The organism is Mariniflexile maritimum, from assembly GCF_009746565.1.
Lineage (GTDB): Bacteria > Bacteroidota > Bacteroidia > Flavobacteriales > Flavobacteriaceae > Mariniflexile > Mariniflexile maritimum.
Genome location: NZ_WRPN01000009.1, coordinates 75,494 through 93,970 on the forward strand (window position 1 = coordinate 75,494; position 18,477 = coordinate 93,970).

The following is an 18,477-nucleotide window of genomic DNA, read 5'->3' on the forward strand; positions in this document are numbered from 1 at the left end:
TTATGATTAAAAAAGTATATTCTAATTTGTTTTTTAAAAATGTTTTAAAGGTTTCTACTGGAACGTTTTTAGCACAGGTTTTGATGCTTATTGGGATGACTATCATAACGCGGCTTTATGATAAAGATACGATAGGTATTTATGCACTTTTTGTAGCTTTTATAGGTGTAACAACCTCCTTTGTTTCATTAGCCTATGATACCACCATTGTATTACCAAAGGAAGAGGACGATGCCGGCGCACTACTAAAAATTTCCATCGCAATTTCTTTCTTTTTTTCTTTTCTAACGTTTTTGATACTTTACCTGCCATTAGATTTTTTTAAGGAATATGTTTCAATATCTTTATTTATAGCTATCGGAACCTTTTTGCAGGTTGTAGTAAATTCTTTGGAGTATTTTAAAATTAGGCACGATTTGTACCATATTTTAAGTAAATCGAAAGTTTTAAGAAATTTTATACTTATTGTTTGCCAAATAGTGCTTTTTTATTTGGGTAGTGCCAATGGGCTTATTATAGGTTTTATACTGGCCATGTGTGCAACCATCCTTTATTTAATCTATAAGGATGAATTTATTTTTATTGGATTATTTAAAAAACAAGACAAAGAATTATTAAAAAAAAATCTAATTACCTATAAAGAATACCCTAAATACTTTTGCTGGTCCAATTTAATTTTTGCTCTATCGGCTGGATTGCCCGTATTAATATTTAATCAGTATTTTTCGCTTGAACAAATAGCTTTTTATTCAATAGCCTTTAGCGTTATAATCCAACCTGCGGGCTTGATATCGTCATCAATAAGGCCAGTTCTATTATCTAAATTGGCACAAAAAGTCAATGCGAAAAGCAGTATTTTAAAAACGTATAATAAAATATTCTATGCTTTATTAGTGCCAGGAATTGTTTTGTCTATCGGTATATTTTTAATCTTGCCACATTTGGTTGTTTTGGTTTTTGGTCCAAGTTGGTTTGAAAGCGGAAAATTAACCAGATTTTTAATACCTATTTTTTTATGGTATTTTATATCAATACCTTCCTCGATAACTTCTAAGGTCTATCCTTTTCAAAAGTACTCTTTGTTCTATACCGTTGTTTCATTAATTTTTAAGATAGGGTCAATTTTCGTAACAATATATATAGGTTTAAATTTTAATAATGTAGTTTTGGTTTATGCTATTGCAACGCTACTCTCGGATGTGGCAAATCATTTTATTATTGGTTACAAGGTTAAAAAGCATGAGTTTACACATAAAAACACAATAGAATGTGCGGTATAGCTGGATTTATTGATTTCAATAAAAAATCTTCTAAAAAACTTTTAGAGAACATGACCAATGTGTTGGCCCACAGAGGGCCAGATGATTGTGGCTATTCTTTTTATGAAACTAATACTGCACAGGTTGGATTAGGGCACAGGCGGTTATCTATTTTAGACCTCTCAAGTCTTGGGCACCAACCCATGAAGTTTAATGATTTAGAGATTATTTATAATGGCGAGATTTATAATTTTAAGGAAATAAGAAGTGAACTTATTACATTAGGCTTTGAGTTTGCTTCCGATTCTGATACGGAAGTTATCATTAAGTCGTTCAGTTGTTGGGGCGATACGGCCGTTCATAAGTTTAATGGCATGTTTGCCCTGGCTATTTTTGATAAAAAAAATGCAACGCTTAAAGTATTTAGGGATAGGGCTGGTGTAAAACCATTGTACTGGGGCTGGGATAATGATTTATTTATTTTTTCAAGTGAGCTTAAAAGCTTTTCTGAACATACCGACTATAAGAAAGAGATAAACCTAAATAGCCTAAGTGTTTATTTACAATACGGCTACATACCCCAACCGTATTCCATTTTTAATAATACACATAAATTAAAGGCGGGTCATTACTTGACCATTGATTTGATTACCAAAACCATTAACGAGCAACAATATTGGAACGTACTTGATTATTATAACAAACCTAAATTAGCGCTTAGTTTAAATGATGCCATTGAACAAACCGAAACATTACTTACTTCATCTTTCCTTTACCGCATGGTCTCCGATGTTCCGGTTGGCATATTCTTAAGTGGAGGTTATGATAGTTCCTTAACAGCAGCCATAATACAACATAATAGTGCCCAAAAAGTAAGTACATTTACCATAGGTTTTAAAGAAAAAGGGTTTGATGAAGCGCCATTCGCAAAAAAAGTTGCTAATCATATAGGCTCAAACCATACAGAATACTATTGTACCCCGAAAGACGCACTTGCCATTATTCCTCATTTGCCTAATATTTACGATGAACCCTTTGGTGATAGTTCTGCAATCCCAACTATTTTGGTAAGTCAATTGGCTAAAAAGGAAGTGTCGGTTAGCTTAAGTGCCGATGGTGGTGATGAAATATTTGCAGGATATAATAAGTACATGCTTCTGCAAAAATATTTCAACAATTTTTCAAAAATACCTTTTAGAAAAGAAGTTTCAAAAGTTATGAAACGGGTGAACCCGCAGCACATACCTTATTTCCGAAATACTGGCAATTTTGATACGAAATATTTCAAATTGGCAAATATGTTAGGTGCTAACGATACCATTAAGATGCTAACATATTATAGTGAACATTTCACAATAGGGGAGGTTAATAAATTATTGCTGAAACCCACTGTAGCACTTTCTACCAATTTTGAAAACAGCAATGTTTTAATAAATGAGACTGATACGATAAACAAAATGCTGGCCACAGATTACCAAACCTACATGGTAGATGATATACTCACAAAAATTGATAGAGCAACCATGTCTGTAAGCCTCGAGGGAAGAGAGCCTTTGTTGGATTATAGAATAATTGAATTTGCGGCACAACTGCCATCAAAATTAAAATTGCACAATGGCATTGATAAATATATACTAAAGGAGATAACCCATAAATATATACCAAAAGAGTTGATGGACCGACCCAAAATGGGCTTTTCGGTTCCTATTTACACATGGTTTAAAGAAGAGCTCAACCAAATGTTCAAACACTATTTGAATAAGGATAGGCTGGATAAAGAAGGTATATTTAACGCTAATGAAATAATTAAATTAAGGGATAAATATTTGAATGGCGACCAAGAAAACATACAAAGGCTATGGTTTATACTAATGTTTGAAATGTGGTATGAGAAATGGATGAGGTAAAAAAAATTGGCGGTAGGATAGGGCAATTGGATCTTTTAAATTGCTTATTGTTTTTAGTAAGCCCTTTGTTGGCTCTTCCTACTATTTTTGCGGGCATATATAAAAAAAAGCAAATCAGCTTATACCTGCTCATTATTTTTGCTTCCTTAATAACCTATCAATTGGTGCCAGCCGATGATTATGATTTGTACCAATTTTACCGGTTTTATAAAGATGTAAAAAATCTAGATTTTGATGCTTTTTTCAAAATATTACTATCAAAGCCCGATTTTATGGTGTATTTGGCTATTTACCTTTTTGCCAAAGCAGGACTCTCGGGGCAGGTTGTTTTTTCTATTTGTACCTTTTTCACCTTGCACCTTATCTATTTGGTTTATAATAAGTTTGCGCTTAGGGAAGAAATATCAAACAAATATTATGTATTAGGGCTAATAACGGTGTTTTTTTCGTTTGAGCTTCTAGGATTGTATTCCGGAATTAGAAATATTCTTGCCGCGGCCATTGTTTTGTATAGCTTTCACGAAGGCTTGTTCGAGAATAAAAAAATGAAAGGACTCCTGTTGTTTGTTCTAGCAGTCTTTACCCATTTTAGCGTTTTGCTTTTCTTTCCTGTATATTTTTTCATCATTATAAAACCTCTAAAGCGAAAAACCGTTCTCATATTTTATCTGGTATCTTTTCTCTTTCTATTCCTTACCAAAGAATATTTATACAACATGGCCATTCAGTTGCCTTTAACGGAAGCTATCGAGAAAAAAATAAAATCGTATCTCTTGGGGCTGGATTTTACCGAAAGAGGCAACCTAAAATCAATCGCCGCATTAATATCCTATAAAATTAGGGTGTCGTGGATTTATTTCGCCAACGCCTATATTTTAATAACCTATAAAAGAAATTCCAATTATAGAGACCTGGTTGTTATGCTAATGGGCTTACTCAACATTTTTAGTGTCGCACCAGATATTCACATGCGTTTAACCTATCTCATTGAGTTGCTGTTTATCTATCTTCTTTATTATGAATATAAGTATCGCCACAATAAACTTTTCATCATATTGTTCTTTATTTTTTTAATTCCAAGTTTTGTGGTAAATGTGATGGTGTATAGAGACTATTTTATGAACAGTTTATTCAATGTCAACTTTTTAACACTCATAGGGATTTTGATGAAGAAAGTAGAGCTCGTATTTTTATGGTAAATCCATTTTAGAAAAAACAACTGTAAGAACTTAACCTAAACACCATACAATAATAACATGAAAATCACACTAATAATCCCAACATTTCTTCAAGGAGGCATGGAAAGAATCATGAGTGAATTGGGAAATTATTGGGCTGAAAATGGGCATGTTATCGATATCGTTTTCCTTGTAAACCATACACCATCCTTCACAATAGGCAGTAAAATAAACACGGTTACCATGCCGCATTTTTTTTATAAAAAAACGGCCCTATCAAAGTTTTTTTATTCCATAAGATTATTGTTTTATTTAAGGCGACATATCAAAAAAGTATCACCAAGTGTTATATTGAGTTTTGGCGAAGGGTACAACTCCTTCGTGCTTTTAAGTGCAATTGGGTTAAATAAAAATGTTTATATCTCCGATAGAAGTAACCCGTTAGCACCTCTTTCAAGGTCGCTAAGGTTTTTTCAAAAATTGCTATATCCACGGGCAAAGGGTATTTTTGCCCAAACTTCTTTTGCAAAGCAAGTTTTACTAAAAACAACCAAACAAAAAAATGTGATATTGCTTCCCAATCCAATAAAGGTAATTAAGAATGAACCGTTAGAAAAAAAAGACATAATTTTAAATGTTGGAAGACTTGTATGGGAAAAGGACCAGCTATCCTTGATACGCATTTTCAAAAACCTTTCCCATCTTGGGTGGAAGTTGCATATTATTGGCGAAGGGCCCATGCGGGGAGCGTTGGAGCAAGAGATAGAAAAACTAAATTTGCAGGGCAAAGTTGTTTTGTTGGGCTCTCAGAAAAATTTGGGCAAATATTTTTCAAACGCAAAAATATTTGCTTTTACATCGGTTTCTGAAGGCTATCCAAACGCTTTGTGCGAAGCCATGGCATTTCCGTTGGCTTGTATCAGTTTTGATTGTGATGCGGGCCCTAGGGATATTATTGACCATGGTATAAATGGCTTATTGATAGAAGCAGGAAACATGAAAAAATTTGAAGAGGAACTATTAAGGTTGATGACATCGGAGGAATTGCAGGACAAATTAAAAAAACAATCGGTCAAAATTGCAGAAAACCAAACCATTGATAAAATAGCCAATACCATCTTGAAGGAATTTGAAAAATGAAACTACTTGTAAATACTTCCAATCTTGTAATAGGCGGCGCTATACAAGTAGCCATTTCATTAATTGATGAATTTTCCAAAGGGAATAATGAGATGGATTATGTTATTGTTTGTTCCAAACAAATAGCAAATCAAATAAACAGTAAGAAATATCCAGATAACTTCAAATTTTATGAGCTTTCAAAATCGCCTGCAAGTTTAAAAACAAGAACAAAAATCGTTAAGGAGCTAAAAGCAATCGAGAAAGCCGAACGACCAGATGTTGTTTTCTCTGTTTTTGGCCCATCCTATTGGACGCCACAATCGCCACATCTTATGGGGTTTGCATTAGGGTTGATAACAAACCCGGATAGTTTATTTTACAAAAAAATTTCCATTAAGGATAAAATCTATTTCTTTTTATTAAATCATTATCAAAAGTACTATGTTTTGAAAAACTCAAAAGAGTTTTGGTGCGAAACGGAAGATGTAAAGGCTAAAATGGTTAAGTATTTAGGATTAATTGAACACCATGTTCATGTGGTGGGAAATACGCATGCAAGCTTTTATACGAGCTATTACGATAGGGATTTTGTTTTACCAACCAAAAAAAATAATGAGTTTAGGCTTATTACAATAAGTGCCAATTATTTGCACAAAAACCTATCGGTTATAAACCAAGTAGCAAAAATATTGAAGGAAAAAGGGGTAAATGTTACTTTTTATTTAACACTTCCCGAAGCAGAATTTAACGCCATGTTTACTAACGCCCAAGAACAAGGTATTGTAAATTTAGGGGTTGTTAGCGCTAAAGATTGTCCTTTTATCTACGAACAATGTGATGCACTCTTTCTGCCAACATTAGTTGAAAGTTTTACAGCTTCGTACCCTGAAGCCATGATTATGGAAAAACCAATTTTAACATCCGATCTTTCATTTGCAAGAGATACCTGTAATGATGCCGCATTGTATTTTAACCCCGTTGATCCTGTTCATATAAGCGAGAAAATAATAGAATTAATGACCCAAGATACTTTAAGAAAAACGCTAATAAACAATGGTTTGAAAAGAGTAGCGTCTTTTCCTTCCTCATCACGAAGAGCCGAAATGATTACCACTATTTTAATGGAATTGGCAAAGAAAAGGAACAATTGAAATTATGGAACAAAACACTAAATTTAACTTTAAGAAGAAGGTAGTTAGGTACTCTAAAATTTATGGCTTTGGCCGTACTTACGTGAAAATTGCTGGAAGATTAAGAAAAAACCCGCTCCCTATTAGGTTTCCTATATCTATACTCAAAAAAAAGAAAAAAAACGTGGCTATAATTGGTTGTGGACAATTTGCTTTTGCCACAATAAGCTATTTCCTCAAACACAAATTTGGAGACATTATTTTTGGTGCTTTTGATGTAAATGAGTCGCACTCAAAGGGTTTAGTAAAATACTATAAAGGAAAGGTTTTTACTGATGCGGAGTCGTTAATTAAAAACAGTAATGTAAGCTACGTTTATATAGCTTCAAACCATGCAACGCATACCGATTATGCCATAAAAGCACTTAATGAAAATAAAATTGTTTATGTAGAAAAGCCTATAAGTGTTACCAAAAATCAACTTAACGATTTGATTTTGGCAGCTAAGGGAAAACAGATTTTTGTAGGTTATAACAGGCCGTTTTCTCCTGCTATCCAAACAATTAAACCATTTCTTGAACAAGTGAAAAAGAGAAAACCCTTAAGTTTAAATTGTTTTATCACGGGGCATAAAATCCCAAAAGATCATTGGTACCGCAATTTTGATGAGGGCACAAGGGTATGTGGCAATATTGGCCATTGGTTAGATCTGTCCATCCATTTACTGGCGGCCATTGGATTACCATCTTACTTAACAGTTTCAATACATGCCAGTTCAAAAAAGGAAAAAGACGATAATCTAAATATTACCTTAGTATCAGATCGGGAAGATATAATATCCATAATGCTTAGTTCAAGGGAAGAACCTTTTGAAGGCATTAATGAAACTATAAATTTGCAACACGCCCATACCATTGCCAAGATTGATGATTTTAGAAGACTTACAATTTGGAACCGCGAAACCCTAATAAAAAAAAGATATTTCAGAAAAGATGCAGGCCACAAGAATGCCATCCTGCAACCGTTTAATAAAAAAGGAATGGTTCGCAATTTTGATGAGGTTATAGTTTCAACCCAACTCATGTTGGAGATTACCGAAGCAATTAGGTCGGATAGAAATGAGTTTGTATTTAACATAAATTAGTAAGCAAAAGTTAACTAAAAGGTGATGATGAATAATGATGCAAAAGAAATAAGCACCAATGTTTCGGTTAAAAACATACCATTCTATGTGTTAGGTTTGTTGTTTTTTACAATTCCCTTTGGCACAAACTTAATGTCTAAGGTAATTATACTATTGGTCATTGTTAGTCTTTTTCTTCTTCCAAAACATAGTTGGTCAAATAGGTTTTTGTACTGTAAGGAATATTTGGTGCCTTCAATATGTATATTTGTGCTGTTCGTTTTGGGAACTTTTTGGTCGGAAAATATTCCAGAAGCGTTAAAAAAAATAGAACAAGCACTGTCTTTTCTTGTTTTTCCTTTGCTTTTGCCTCTGTTTAATTTTTCAAAAAAAGATATTATCCTTCTTTTCAAAATTTTTGTTTTTACATGTTTGTTTATCTTAATCATGTCTTTTGTGCGGTTTATATATATAAGTATCGCCCATGATGAATATATTATTTTGGGAGAAACGCACCTTGGCGACAGACCCGGCAATGTTTATGAATTTTTAAGCAACAATTTTCTTGTAGTACAGGTTCATAGAACCTACTTCTCTGCGTATCTACTGGTTTGTATATTATTTATAATGACTTATTTTAGTGAGTTTAATGCTGTTTTAGGAAAAAAAACCAAATGGTTTGGTGTTTTGGCTATTATACTTCTCAGCCTAGGAATCATTTGTTTACAGTCCAAGGCAAATTATGCGATATACATAATACTTATTATTTATTATACCATTAAGAAATTAAGAAAATCGCCAAACTTGTTTTTTAAAATGGTTTTAGTATTTGTGGCTATTCTGTTTTTTTCTAAGAACATTATTATAAATAGGTTAAAACCGATGGTAGATGAAATAGAAAATATAATGTCGCCCAAAAATGAGGATGAAAAAAAATTTACAAAAGTGCTTCGACCAGGCAGTACAGAAACGCGATATATGTTGTATAAATCATCATTGCAATTAATTAAACAGTCTCCTTTTCTGGGTTATGGCACGGGCGATGTTAGAGATGTAGTACGCGAACAGAATTATATAAATAACTATAAAAGTATTGCGCACTTAAATTACGACCCACATAGCCAAATACTATATATGTTGATAGCGTTAGGTATTGTTGGATTTTTGGCTTTTACTTCATTATTCTTATTTCCATTTATCAGCAGTATTACAATTAAAGATAGTTTTACAAGTTTAATTCTATTAGTTTTGTTTTTAAATTGTATAACAGAATCTTTTTTCTTACGACAAGAGGGACTGATACCTTCAGTTTTATTTTTAACGGTATTGTCCCACATGAAACATGACACAAAAAAATAATTTGCATTAATGAAACAAATCATACAAGACCTAAAAAACGGTGAGACCATTTTAGAAGAAGTGCCCGTGCCCATGGTAAAATCAGGACACGTACTTATAAAAACCTCGAAATCCTTAGTGTCATTGGGTACCGAAAGAATGTTGGTAGAATTTGGTAAGGCCAATTTTATACAAAAAGCACGCCAACAACCAGATAAGGTTAAAATGGTACTTGATAAAATAAAAACCGATGGCATTAAACCTACAATGGATGCCGTTTTAAACAAATTAAACCAGCCACTGCCTTTAGGCTATTGCAATGTTGGAGAGGTTGTAGCAGTTGGCAAAGGTGTAGAGGAATTTAAGGTAGGCGATCGAGTGGCCTCAAACGGTAACCATGCAGAATATGTAATTGTGCCCAAAAACCTAGTGGCAAAAATTCCGGATAATATCACCGATGAAGAAGCCGCTTTTACCGTAATAGGCTCTATTGGTTTACAGGGAATCCGGTTGCTAAACCCTACATTTGGAGAAACAGTAGTAGTGGTAGGTTTAGGGCTGATAGGCTTAGTTACTGCCGAATTGCTAATGGCAAACGGTTGCAACGTTATAGGTTTTGATTTTGATTTAGAGAAAATAAAAATAGCTAAAGATAAAGGGATTATTGCCATAAATCCGGCAGAAGGGACCAACCAATTAAAATTCGTAGAATCATACACAAACGGTATTGGTGCCGATGGTGTTATTATTACGGCCTCTAACAAAAGCAACGAAATTATCTCGCAAGCTGCAAACATGTGCAGAAAAAAAGGAAGGATTGTACTTGTTGGCGTTATAGGGCTGGACATTAGTAGAGATGATTTTTTCAAAAAAGAGCTCACTTTTCAAGTTTCTTGTTCGTATGGCCCTGGAAGATATGATGAGGAATATGAGCAAAAAGGGCATGATTACCCCATTGGATATGTGCGATGGACCGAAAAAAGAAATTTTGAGGCCATTTTATCGGCAATTTCAAAAGGTATCTTAGATGTAAAACCTTTAATTACAGAACGCATTGCTTTAGCAGATTACAAAAAAATTTATGGAGATATGCAAAACTCCAAAACCATCGCTTCAATTATTGAATACAATTCTACTAAAGCGCCTCAATCTACGGTAACCGTTGTACAAAAATCTTTTGAAGGCAAAAAGGGGGTTATAGGCATTGTAGGTTCTGGTAACTTTACAAGTTCTACCATATTGCCGAATCTTAAAAAAATAGATGCTGCTATAAAATATATAGCCAGTTCTGGTGGTTTATCTTCAACCATTATGGCAAAACGGCACAATATCGCAAAATCTACTTCCAACTATAAAGAAATTCTTGACGATAGCGATGTTGATTTAGTGTTTGTTACAACAAAGCACAACATGCACGGATCCATGGTTTTAGAAAGTATTAAAGCCAATAAAAGCGTATTTGTAGAAAAGCCATTGGCACTTAATGAAACTGAGCTGCAAGCAATCATTTCAGAATATAATGAGCGGCGTGTTAACGTTTCCGTAGGCTTTAACAGGCGTTTTGCTCCTTTAGCTAAAAAAATGAAAACACTTTTGGGTAATGATAACGCGCCAATTAACATTGTAGCAACCATGAACGCCGGTTTTATACCTGCAGATCTGTGGGTACACGACATGGAAGTTGGTGGCGGCAGAATTATAGGTGAAGCTTGCCATTACATAGATTTATGCAGCTATTTTACAGGTAGCAAGGTAAAAGCCGTATGTATGAATGCCATGGGCCTAAATCCTGAAGAAAATACCGATAACGCAACCATCCTTTTGAAATATGAAAACGGCTCCAATGCGGTTATAAATTATTTTGCCAACGGAAGCAAAGCCTATTCCAAAGAACGGGTTGAAGTGTACTCACAAGAGCGTACCTTGGTCATGGATAATTGGAGAAAATTACAAGCATTTGGGTTTAAAGGTTTTTCTAAAACAAGTTCAAAACAAGACAAAGGGCATTACAACCAATTCAACGAACTTGTTCAGCAGCATATAAAAGGCGGAAATCCAATCATTCCTTTTGAAGAACTGGTAAATACAACAAGAGCATCCTTTGCAGCCATAGAATCATTAAAAAACGGAAACTGGATTAATTTATAAGCATAATATGAACAAAACTTTAGTAGCGCTTATCGACAAAACATTTTATCCTAAAACCGAGGATAGGTGGGATGACAAAATTTTTAGGAACGAAATTCTCAATGTTATCAAACCATCCAGTATTGTGTTGGATATTGGTGCTGGTAGAGGAAGAATTCTAGAAATGGACTTTAAAGGTCTATGTACCAAAATATATGGTGTTGATCCAGATGAAGGTGTTCTGCAAAACCCTTTAATCCATGAAGGATATTTAGGACTTGCCGATAGCATGCCCTATTTTGAAGACAACTATTTTGATTTAGTGTTTTGTGATAATGTACTTGAGCATGTTGAAAACCCTGTTCCTTTTTACAATGAAGTTTATAGGGTTCTTAAAACAGGAGGTGTTTTTTTGTCAAAAACCCCCAACAAATATCATTACATGCCAATAATAGCCAGAAGTACCCCTACTTCATTCCATAAGTTTTATAATAAGCTAAGAGGAAGGGACTATCACGACACTTTCCCTACGTTTTACAGAGCTAATTGTTATAAGGACTATAAGAAGTTTTCAAAAACAAGTAAATTCAATATCTCTTTTGTAAAGTTTTTTTCAGGTCGCCCTGAATATTTAAGGTTGTTTTTTTTAACATACATAGTTGGTGTAATCTATGAAAGAACGGTGAATAGTTTTAATATTAACTTTTTTAAAACAATAATTATAACCAAAATGGTGAAATAAAATATTTTTGTTGGCATCATAGTGCAATCATTCAAAAAAAAGTGGCTAAAGCATCCGGCGTAAGAGTACAACCTGTCTTTTTAATTAAAAAATATGCAGCCAACGGGTGCCATACCACAATACAGAAATAACATGAAGCAAATACTTGAAGAACAACACATTTGCATTTTTGTTAAATTCATTAAACCGGGGTAGATGTATATAAAGAAACTTATTTTATTTGTTGAAACCATAAAACATCTTAAGGTAAAACAAATTTATTATCGGCTTTATTATTTTGCCAGAAATCGTTTTTTAAGAGTAAAGTATAAAAAAAAGCTGCCAAATCATTCGTTCTCCATATTTTGGGATACGCCATTACTATACACTAATAGTTTCTTTGGCGCTAACACATTTCTTTTTTTAAATATAAAGCACACTTTTGAGAGCCAAATAGACTGGAATTACCCAGGATTCGGGAAACTATGGACCTATAACCTAAACTATTTTGACTGTTTAAATCAAGAAGAATTACAAACCAAAAAAGGCATTGCTTTAATTGAAAATTACATACAAAGCGACCAAATATTAAAAGACGGAAAAGAGCCCTACCCAATTTCGTTACGCGGCATTAATTGGATAAAATTTTTATGCAAAAACAAAATTTCAGATCATAAAATAAATCAAAACCTATATAGCCATTATCAAATATTATCCCAAAATATAGAATATCATCTACTAGGCAACCACCTTTTGGAAAACGGCTTTTCATTGCTATTTGCAGCTTATTATTTTAATAATGAGGCGTTTTATAAAAAAGCAAGTAAAATCCTTACAGAAGAGCTTACGGAACAAGTATTAAACGATGGTGCTCACTTTGAATTGTCGCCTATGTACCATCAGATTTTATTACATCGCCTGTTGGATTGCATTAATTTAATTAAAAATAATTCTTGGAAACAAAACAAATTATTGAATTTTTTAGAAGGGAAAGCAATACAAATGCTTTCGTGGTTACAACTTGTAACCTACAAAAATGGTAATATCCCTATGGTAAATGACAGTGCATATCACATAGCCCCAACATCGCATCAACTTTTTAGTTATGCGAAATATTTAGGGTTGTTATGGGAAACAGGCAAATTATCAGATTCTGGATACCGTAAATTTAGCAATGATATATTTGAGCTTTTTGTTGATGTTGGCAACGTAGGGCCAACATACCAACCGGGGCACGCACATTCTGACACCTTCAATTTCGAGTTGTATGTTAATGAAAAGCCCTTTATAGTAGATACAGGTGTTTCTACTTACGAAAAAAACGAACAAAGGCAAAAGGAACGCTCTACTGCTTCCCATAATACGGTAATGATTGGCGATAATGAACAAACGGAAGTATGGGGTGGATTTAGGGTGGCAAAGCGAGCAAAAATAATCAGTTGTAAAGATACTAATGAAACCGTGGAAGCAACACACAATGGTTATAAAAAAATAAATCTTCAGCACACACGAAAATTCACAATTAGCAAATCGCAAATTATAATCAAAGACACAATTTCACATAAAACGGATAAAGAACAAATTGCTTATTTTCATTTTCATCCTAATATTAATCACATTCACATTAATGGAAATGATGTAATATTAGATGAAGCAGCGATACTAATGAAATTTGATGGGGGCATTTATAAAATTGAAAAAGAAGATTATAACTATGCCCTAGGATTCAACCAAACAAAAAAAGCCATAAAAATAAAAGCCTTTTTTGAAACCAAACTTACAACTACAATAAATTTGCGCCAAAAAATAAATGCATGAAACTCCTTTTTTTAACCGATAATTTCCCACCCGAAGTTAACGCACCGGCAACACGCACTTACGAGCATTGTAAAGAGTGGGCAAATCATGGTGTTGAAGTAACGGTAATAACATGTGCTCCAAATTTCCCGAAAGGGAAGGTTTTTGGCGGGTATAAAAACAAACTATACCAACAAGAAATAGTGGAGGGTATAAAGGTAATACGGGTTTGGACCTATATTTCAGAAAACAAAGGTTTTGTAAAGCGTATTTTAGATTATGTTAGTTTTATGCTAAGCGCTTTCATTGTTGGGCTATTTCTGAAAACAGATGTTATAATAGCTACCTCGCCACAGTTTTTTACCGCTATTGCAGGAAGATGGTTGTCCTTTTGGAAAAGAAAGCCATGGGTTATGGAGGTTAGAGATCTTTGGCCAGAATCAATTAGTGCCGTTGGTGCCATGAACAGAAGTTTGGCACTAAGGTTTTTTGAGTATCTTGAACATGCGATGTACAAAAGAGCAAATAAAATTGTTGTTGTTACCGACTCCTTCAAAGAAATTATTGCAACAAAACATCACATCAGCAAAAAGAAGATAGAAGTAATTAAAAATGGGATCAATACCGAACTATTCAAGCCAGTAGAAAAAAACCAATCTCTTTTAAACAAATTGGGCCTAAATAATAAAACAATAGTGGGCTACATTGGTACACATGGAATGGCACATGCCCTAGATTTTGTTTTAAAAGCGGCTAAAAACATCAAAAACGAGCAGATACATTTTCTCTTTTTGGGCGACGGGGCAAAAAGAGATGAGTTGATACAGTTAAAGGATTCTTTAAAGCTCGATAATGTAACCATGTTGCCGTCAGTCGATAAAAAAGCAGTAGCAGATTACATTTCAATTATTGATATCGCATTAGTGAACCTAAAGAAATCCGATACCTTTAAACATGTTTTACCGTCAAAGATATTTGAAATGTGCGCCATGCATAAGCCTATTTTGTTGGGAGTTGAAGGGGAAGCCAAACAACTAATAGAAAACTATGATTTGGGTGAGACTTTTCAGCCAGAGAATGAAGAAGACTTTAGGTTAAAAATCAATAAAATGGTTCAAAACCCCAAAAATCACTCAAATGGTTTTGATAATTTATTAAAAGATTTCGACAGAAAGGAGCTCGCGGCCAAAATGTACAGATTTATCATCAAGCCCTAAACGTTTTTACAATTGTATAATAAAGCAGTTTTATAAATAATTAAACCTGCACTAAAATTGAGCTACCAATTAAATTTATTATTTTTGGCAAACAAAACAATCAGCTAGTGCCAATATATTACGCCATATTTTTTTTTGTAGGAGCTTATATTATAACGTATTTAACAATTCCCAAAATTATTAAATTAGTGGAGTATAAGAACCTTATGGACAACCCTACCAAAAGGAGCTCCCATATTTGCAATACCCCAACGTTGGGTGGCGCCTCCTTTTTTTACACATTAATTTTAGCGTTATTTTTTCTCAAGGCATGGGGCAATCACGATGAGGCCATCTATTTCATCCCGGGGCTTACCATTCTTTTCATAGTTGGCTTAAAAGATGATCTGCTGGTGCTTTCTCCCTATACAAAACTCGTTGCCCAATTGTTGTCGGTAACCTTTATTCTAAGCAACGATAGCTTTATGATTCATTCTCTAAATGGTTTTTTTGGAATTTATGACGTTCCAATATATCTATATTATTTTATAGGTGCTTTTATGATGGTAACCATCATAAATGCCTACAATTTAATCGATGGTATTGATGGGTTGGCAGCTATGGTTGGCATAGTAATACTTATTATTTACGCCACAATATTTTACATGACCAATGATTATTTCTATTTTTTGCTTAGCCTTACCTTAAATGGTTGTTTGATAGCATTCCTTAAATTTAATTTGGCACCAATTGATTCAAACAAAAAAATTTTTATGGGTGATACCGGCTCATTAATAGTGGGATTCATTATAAGCGTTTTAACGTTGAAATTTTTAGCATTGTCGCCAGATTCTGCTAAACAAAACTTGCCATTTTTAATTGAGAACATTCCATTAATAGCGATAAGTATTTTAATTGTTCCCTTATTTGATACGGCCCGGGTTTTTACCATAAGATTGGCCAGTAAAAGAAGCCCTTTCTCTGCCGATAGAAATCATACACACCACATTTTAATCGATTATTTTAAAATGTCACACAGAAAGGCTAGTTTAATTATTGGTGGTTTTAATCTAATTTTTGTTTACCTCTTCATTATACTCGGAAGTTCTTCCTATAACTCATGGCTCATTACTATTTTAGTTATTACGGTCATACTTTTAGGGTATTTCTTCTACAAATACGATTATAGCTTTGCTAACATTAAACGAAAAATCCGATTCAGGAAAAAAGTAGATGTCGTAAAGGAAAAGGGAAAAAATATAATTAGGAAAAAAGACAAATGAAAATATCCGTAATTGGTACAGGCTATGTAGGGTTGGTAACAGGCACTTGTTTGGCGGAAACCGGAAATGATGTGCTTTGTATTGACAATGACAAAGACAAAGTAAAACAGCTAAAAGAAGGTATAGTGCCCATTTACGAACCTCATCTGGATGTTTTATTCGATAGAAATATTAAAGCAGGACGGTTAAGTTTTTCAACCTCTCTTGAAGAAGGCCTAAGTCATGGCGACATTATTTTTCTTGCGTTACCTACACCAGAAGGCGAAAATGGTTCTGCCGATTTAAAATATATCCTAGGGGTTTCAGAGGAAATAGGAAAGCTCATTGAAAATTACAAGATAATTGTTGATAAAAGCACCGTTCCCGTAGGAACCGCCGAAAAAGTAAAGGCCATTATTGAAAAAAACACGCAAGTAGATTTTGATGTCGTGTCAAACCCAGAATTTCTACGTGAAGGTTTCGCGGTAGATGATTTCCTTAAGCCCGAGCGTATCGTTATTGGTTCTAGCTCTGAAAAAGCTACCGAAATCATGATGAAGCTCTACAAACCCTTTGTTAGGTCTGGAAATCCTATAATCGTGATGGATGAAAAATCGGCTGAACTAACTAAATATGCTGCAAATTCATTTTTAGCGACCAAAATTACCTTTATGAACGAAATTGCAAATTTTTGCGAACTAGTTGGGGCCAATGTCGATAAAGTTCGAGCAGGCATGGGAGCCGACTCGCGCATAGGCAAGCGATTTCTGTTCCCTGGCATAGGTTATGGCGGTTCCTGCTTTCCAAAAGACGTTAAAGCACTTCACAAATCGGGTAAAGATTCAAATTACGATTTCAACATTTTAAATGCAGTAATTAAAGTGAACGATACCCAAAAAAAAATATTATTACCTAGAATAAAAACGTATTTTAATGGCAATTTAAAAGATAAAACCTTCGCCGTTTGGGGCTTGGCATTTAAGCCAGAAACGGATGATATTAGAGAAGCACCCTCATTATTTATCATAAGCGAATTATTAGCAGAAGGCGCAACCATAAAAGTTTTCGACCCCGAAGCGATGCCAAACATAAAAAAAGAGTTTTCCAATAAAATTGTGTACGCTCTCAATAAAGATGAAGCAACCATGGGTGCAGATGCTTTAATTATTTGTACCGAGTGGAGCTTGTTTAGAACACCAGATTTTGAAAAATTAAAGTCCAATTTGAATCAGCCTGTTATTTTTGATGGTCGAAATCTGTATGATTTGGAGGATATTCAAAAAGAAGGATTTTATTATAGTTCCATAGGAAGGAAAACAGTAAACCCATGAAAAACGTTTTAATAACCGGGGCAGCAGGATTTTTAGGCTCGCATTTATGCGACCGTTTTATCAAAGAAGGTTATAAAGTGATTGGAATGGACAACTTTATAACTGGCGATAAAAAAAATCTGCAGCATTTAGCACACCATCCCCATTTTGAGTTTATCGAACACGATGTAACCCAATATATTAAAATTGATGGTGATTTAGACTATATTCTCCATTTTGCATCACCGGCAAGCCCTATCGATTATCTAAAAATCCCCATTCAAACCTTAAAGGTAGGCTCGTTGGGAACCCATAATTTACTGGGTTTGGCAAAAGCTAAACAAGCAAGAATTCTTATTGCATCAACTTCCGAAGTTTATGGCGACCCTTTGGTGCACCCTCAAACAGAAGATTATTATGGCAATGTTAATACCATTGGTCCAAGAGGCGTGTATGATGAGGCCAAACGTTTCCAAGAATCCATCACCATGGCCTACCATAGGTTTCATGGGTTAGAAACCCGAATCGTTCGTATTTTTAATACTTACGGCCCCCGAATGCGCCTAAACGACGGCCGCGTGATACCTGCTTTTATGGGGCAAGCACTTCGCGGTGAAGATTTAACCATTTTTGGCGACGGTTCTCAAACACGCTCCTTCTGTTATGTTAACGACCAGGTAGAAGGCATTTACAGGTTGCTATTAAGCGATTATGCAGAACCTGTTAACATTGGGAATCCGCACGAAATATCCATTAAGGATTTCGCTGAAGAAATCATCAAGCTAACGGGCACTTCACAAAAAGTGATTTATAAAGACTTGCCCGTAAACGACCCCATGCAACGGCAGCCCGATATTACCTTGGCCAAAAAACTATTAGGTTGGGAGCCCAAAGTCGGTCGCGCGGAAGGCATGAAAATAACGTTCGATTATTTTAAAAATTTAACAACAGAAGAGCTTTATAAAAGTGAGCATAAAGATTTTTCGGGCTACATAAACAAATAGCTT

General features: G+C 34.4%; 14 protein-coding genes. All 14 read left to right on the plus strand.

All coding sequences use genetic code 11. The features are described from left to right. Window positions 1-2 precede the first annotated feature (2 nt). The 14 genes from GQO80_RS12065 to GQO80_RS12130 all read left to right on the plus strand — a co-directional run bounded on the left by GQO80_RS12065 (window position 3) and on the right by GQO80_RS12130 (window position 18,474). Window positions 3-1,280, plus strand: coding sequence for an oligosaccharide flippase family protein (locus GQO80_RS12065; protein WP_157208619.1), 1,278 nt, complete (start codon window positions 3-5; stop codon window positions 1,278-1,280). Further along, window positions 1,268-3,166, plus strand: a complete 1,899-nt coding sequence (asnB, locus tag GQO80_RS12070) for an asparagine synthase (glutamine-hydrolyzing) (protein WP_157208620.1) — start codon at window positions 1,268-1,270, stop codon at window positions 3,164-3,166. Before GQO80_RS12065 ends, asnB begins: the two co-directional genes overlap by 13 nt. Next, window positions 3,154-4,365: an EpsG family protein gene (locus tag GQO80_RS12075; protein ID WP_157208621.1), complete on the plus strand. Its 1,212-nt coding sequence runs from the start codon at window positions 3,154-3,156 to the stop codon at window positions 4,363-4,365. The genes asnB and GQO80_RS12075 overlap by 13 nt, the downstream gene beginning before the upstream one ends. Before the next feature lie 57 nt (window positions 4,366-4,422). Continuing rightward, complete coding sequence (locus GQO80_RS12080; protein WP_157208622.1) at window positions 4,423-5,484, plus strand: glycosyltransferase; 1,062 nt, start codon at window positions 4,423-4,425, stop codon at window positions 5,482-5,484. After that, window positions 5,481-6,617 carry a glycosyltransferase gene (locus GQO80_RS12085; protein ID WP_157208623.1) on the plus strand — a complete coding sequence of 379 codons (1,137 nt, stop codon included), beginning with the start codon at window positions 5,481-5,483 and terminating at the stop codon, window positions 6,615-6,617. The genes GQO80_RS12080 and GQO80_RS12085 overlap by 4 nt, the downstream gene beginning before the upstream one ends. 4 nt (window positions 6,618-6,621) lie before the next feature. Then, complete coding sequence (locus GQO80_RS12090; RefSeq protein ID WP_157208624.1) at window positions 6,622-7,740, plus strand: Gfo/Idh/MocA family protein; 1,119 nt, start codon at window positions 6,622-6,624, stop codon at window positions 7,738-7,740. A gap of 24 nt (window positions 7,741-7,764) precedes the next feature. Next, the gene (locus tag GQO80_RS12095; protein WP_157208625.1) at window positions 7,765-9,078 is read left to right on the plus strand and encodes an O-antigen ligase family protein; all 1,314 of its coding nucleotides are present in this window, start codon (window positions 7,765-7,767) and stop codon (window positions 9,076-9,078) included. A 9-nt stretch (window positions 9,079-9,087) separates the two neighbouring features. Next, window positions 9,088-11,205 (plus strand): bi-domain-containing oxidoreductase, encoded by a 2,118-nt coding sequence (locus GQO80_RS12100; protein WP_157208626.1) that lies wholly within the window; start codon window positions 9,088-9,090, stop codon window positions 11,203-11,205. Window positions 11,206-11,212: 7 nt separating this feature from the next. Beyond that, window positions 11,213-11,926 carry a class I SAM-dependent methyltransferase gene (locus GQO80_RS12105; protein WP_157208627.1) on the plus strand — a complete coding sequence of 238 codons (714 nt, stop codon included), beginning with the start codon at window positions 11,213-11,215 and terminating at the stop codon, window positions 11,924-11,926. A 195-nt stretch (window positions 11,927-12,121) separates the two neighbouring features. Then, window positions 12,122-13,723 carry an alginate lyase family protein gene (locus GQO80_RS12110; RefSeq protein ID WP_157208628.1) on the plus strand — a complete coding sequence of 534 codons (1,602 nt, stop codon included), beginning with the start codon at window positions 12,122-12,124 and terminating at the stop codon, window positions 13,721-13,723. Next, window positions 13,720-14,919 (plus strand): glycosyltransferase family 4 protein, encoded by a 1,200-nt coding sequence (locus tag GQO80_RS12115; RefSeq protein WP_157208629.1) that lies wholly within the window; start codon window positions 13,720-13,722, stop codon window positions 14,917-14,919. The genes GQO80_RS12110 and GQO80_RS12115 overlap by 4 nt, the downstream gene beginning before the upstream one ends. A 188-nt stretch (window positions 14,920-15,107) precedes the next feature. Then, on the plus strand, window positions 15,108-16,181 hold the full coding sequence (locus GQO80_RS12120; protein WP_232333174.1) for an MraY family glycosyltransferase: 1,074 nt from the start codon (window positions 15,108-15,110) through the stop codon (window positions 16,179-16,181). Then, the gene (locus GQO80_RS12125; RefSeq protein WP_157208630.1) at window positions 16,178-17,491 is read left to right on the plus strand and encodes a UDP-glucose dehydrogenase family protein; all 1,314 of its coding nucleotides are present in this window, start codon (window positions 16,178-16,180) and stop codon (window positions 17,489-17,491) included. Before GQO80_RS12120 ends, GQO80_RS12125 begins: the two co-directional genes overlap by 4 nt. Beyond that, window positions 17,488-18,474, plus strand: a complete 987-nt coding sequence (locus tag GQO80_RS12130; RefSeq protein ID WP_157208631.1) for a UDP-glucuronic acid decarboxylase family protein — start codon at window positions 17,488-17,490, stop codon at window positions 18,472-18,474. The genes GQO80_RS12125 and GQO80_RS12130 overlap by 4 nt, the downstream gene beginning before the upstream one ends. Window positions 18,475-18,477: the final 3 nt, after the last annotated feature.

Bases quoted from the DNA above. Each gene is read 5' to 3' on its own strand.
- GQO80_RS12065 (WP_157208619.1), top strand. From the start codon at position 3: ATGATTAAAAAAGTATATTCTAATTTGTTTTTTAAAAATGTTTTAAAG.
- asnB (WP_157208620.1), top strand. From the start codon at position 1,268: ATGTGCGGTATAGCTGGATTTATTGATTTCAATAAAAAATCTTCTAAA.
- GQO80_RS12075 (WP_157208621.1), top strand. From the start codon at position 3,154: ATGGATGAGGTAAAAAAAATTGGCGGTAGGATAGGGCAATTGGATCTT.
- GQO80_RS12080 (WP_157208622.1), top strand. From the start codon at position 4,423: ATGAAAATCACACTAATAATCCCAACATTTCTTCAAGGAGGCATGGAA.
- GQO80_RS12085 (WP_157208623.1), top strand. From the start codon at position 5,481: ATGAAACTACTTGTAAATACTTCCAATCTTGTAATAGGCGGCGCTATA.
- GQO80_RS12090 (WP_157208624.1), top strand. From the start codon at position 6,622: ATGGAACAAAACACTAAATTTAACTTTAAGAAGAAGGTAGTTAGGTAC.
- GQO80_RS12095 (WP_157208625.1), top strand. From the start codon at position 7,765: ATGATGAATAATGATGCAAAAGAAATAAGCACCAATGTTTCGGTTAAA.
- GQO80_RS12100 (WP_157208626.1), top strand. From the start codon at position 9,088: ATGAAACAAATCATACAAGACCTAAAAAACGGTGAGACCATTTTAGAA.
- GQO80_RS12105 (WP_157208627.1), top strand. From the start codon at position 11,213: ATGAACAAAACTTTAGTAGCGCTTATCGACAAAACATTTTATCCTAAA.
- GQO80_RS12110 (WP_157208628.1), top strand. From the start codon at position 12,122: ATGTATATAAAGAAACTTATTTTATTTGTTGAAACCATAAAACATCTT.
- GQO80_RS12115 (WP_157208629.1), top strand. From the start codon at position 13,720: ATGAAACTCCTTTTTTTAACCGATAATTTCCCACCCGAAGTTAACGCA.
- GQO80_RS12125 (WP_157208630.1), top strand. From the start codon at position 16,178: ATGAAAATATCCGTAATTGGTACAGGCTATGTAGGGTTGGTAACAGGC.
- GQO80_RS12130 (WP_157208631.1), top strand. From the start codon at position 17,488: ATGAAAAACGTTTTAATAACCGGGGCAGCAGGATTTTTAGGCTCGCAT.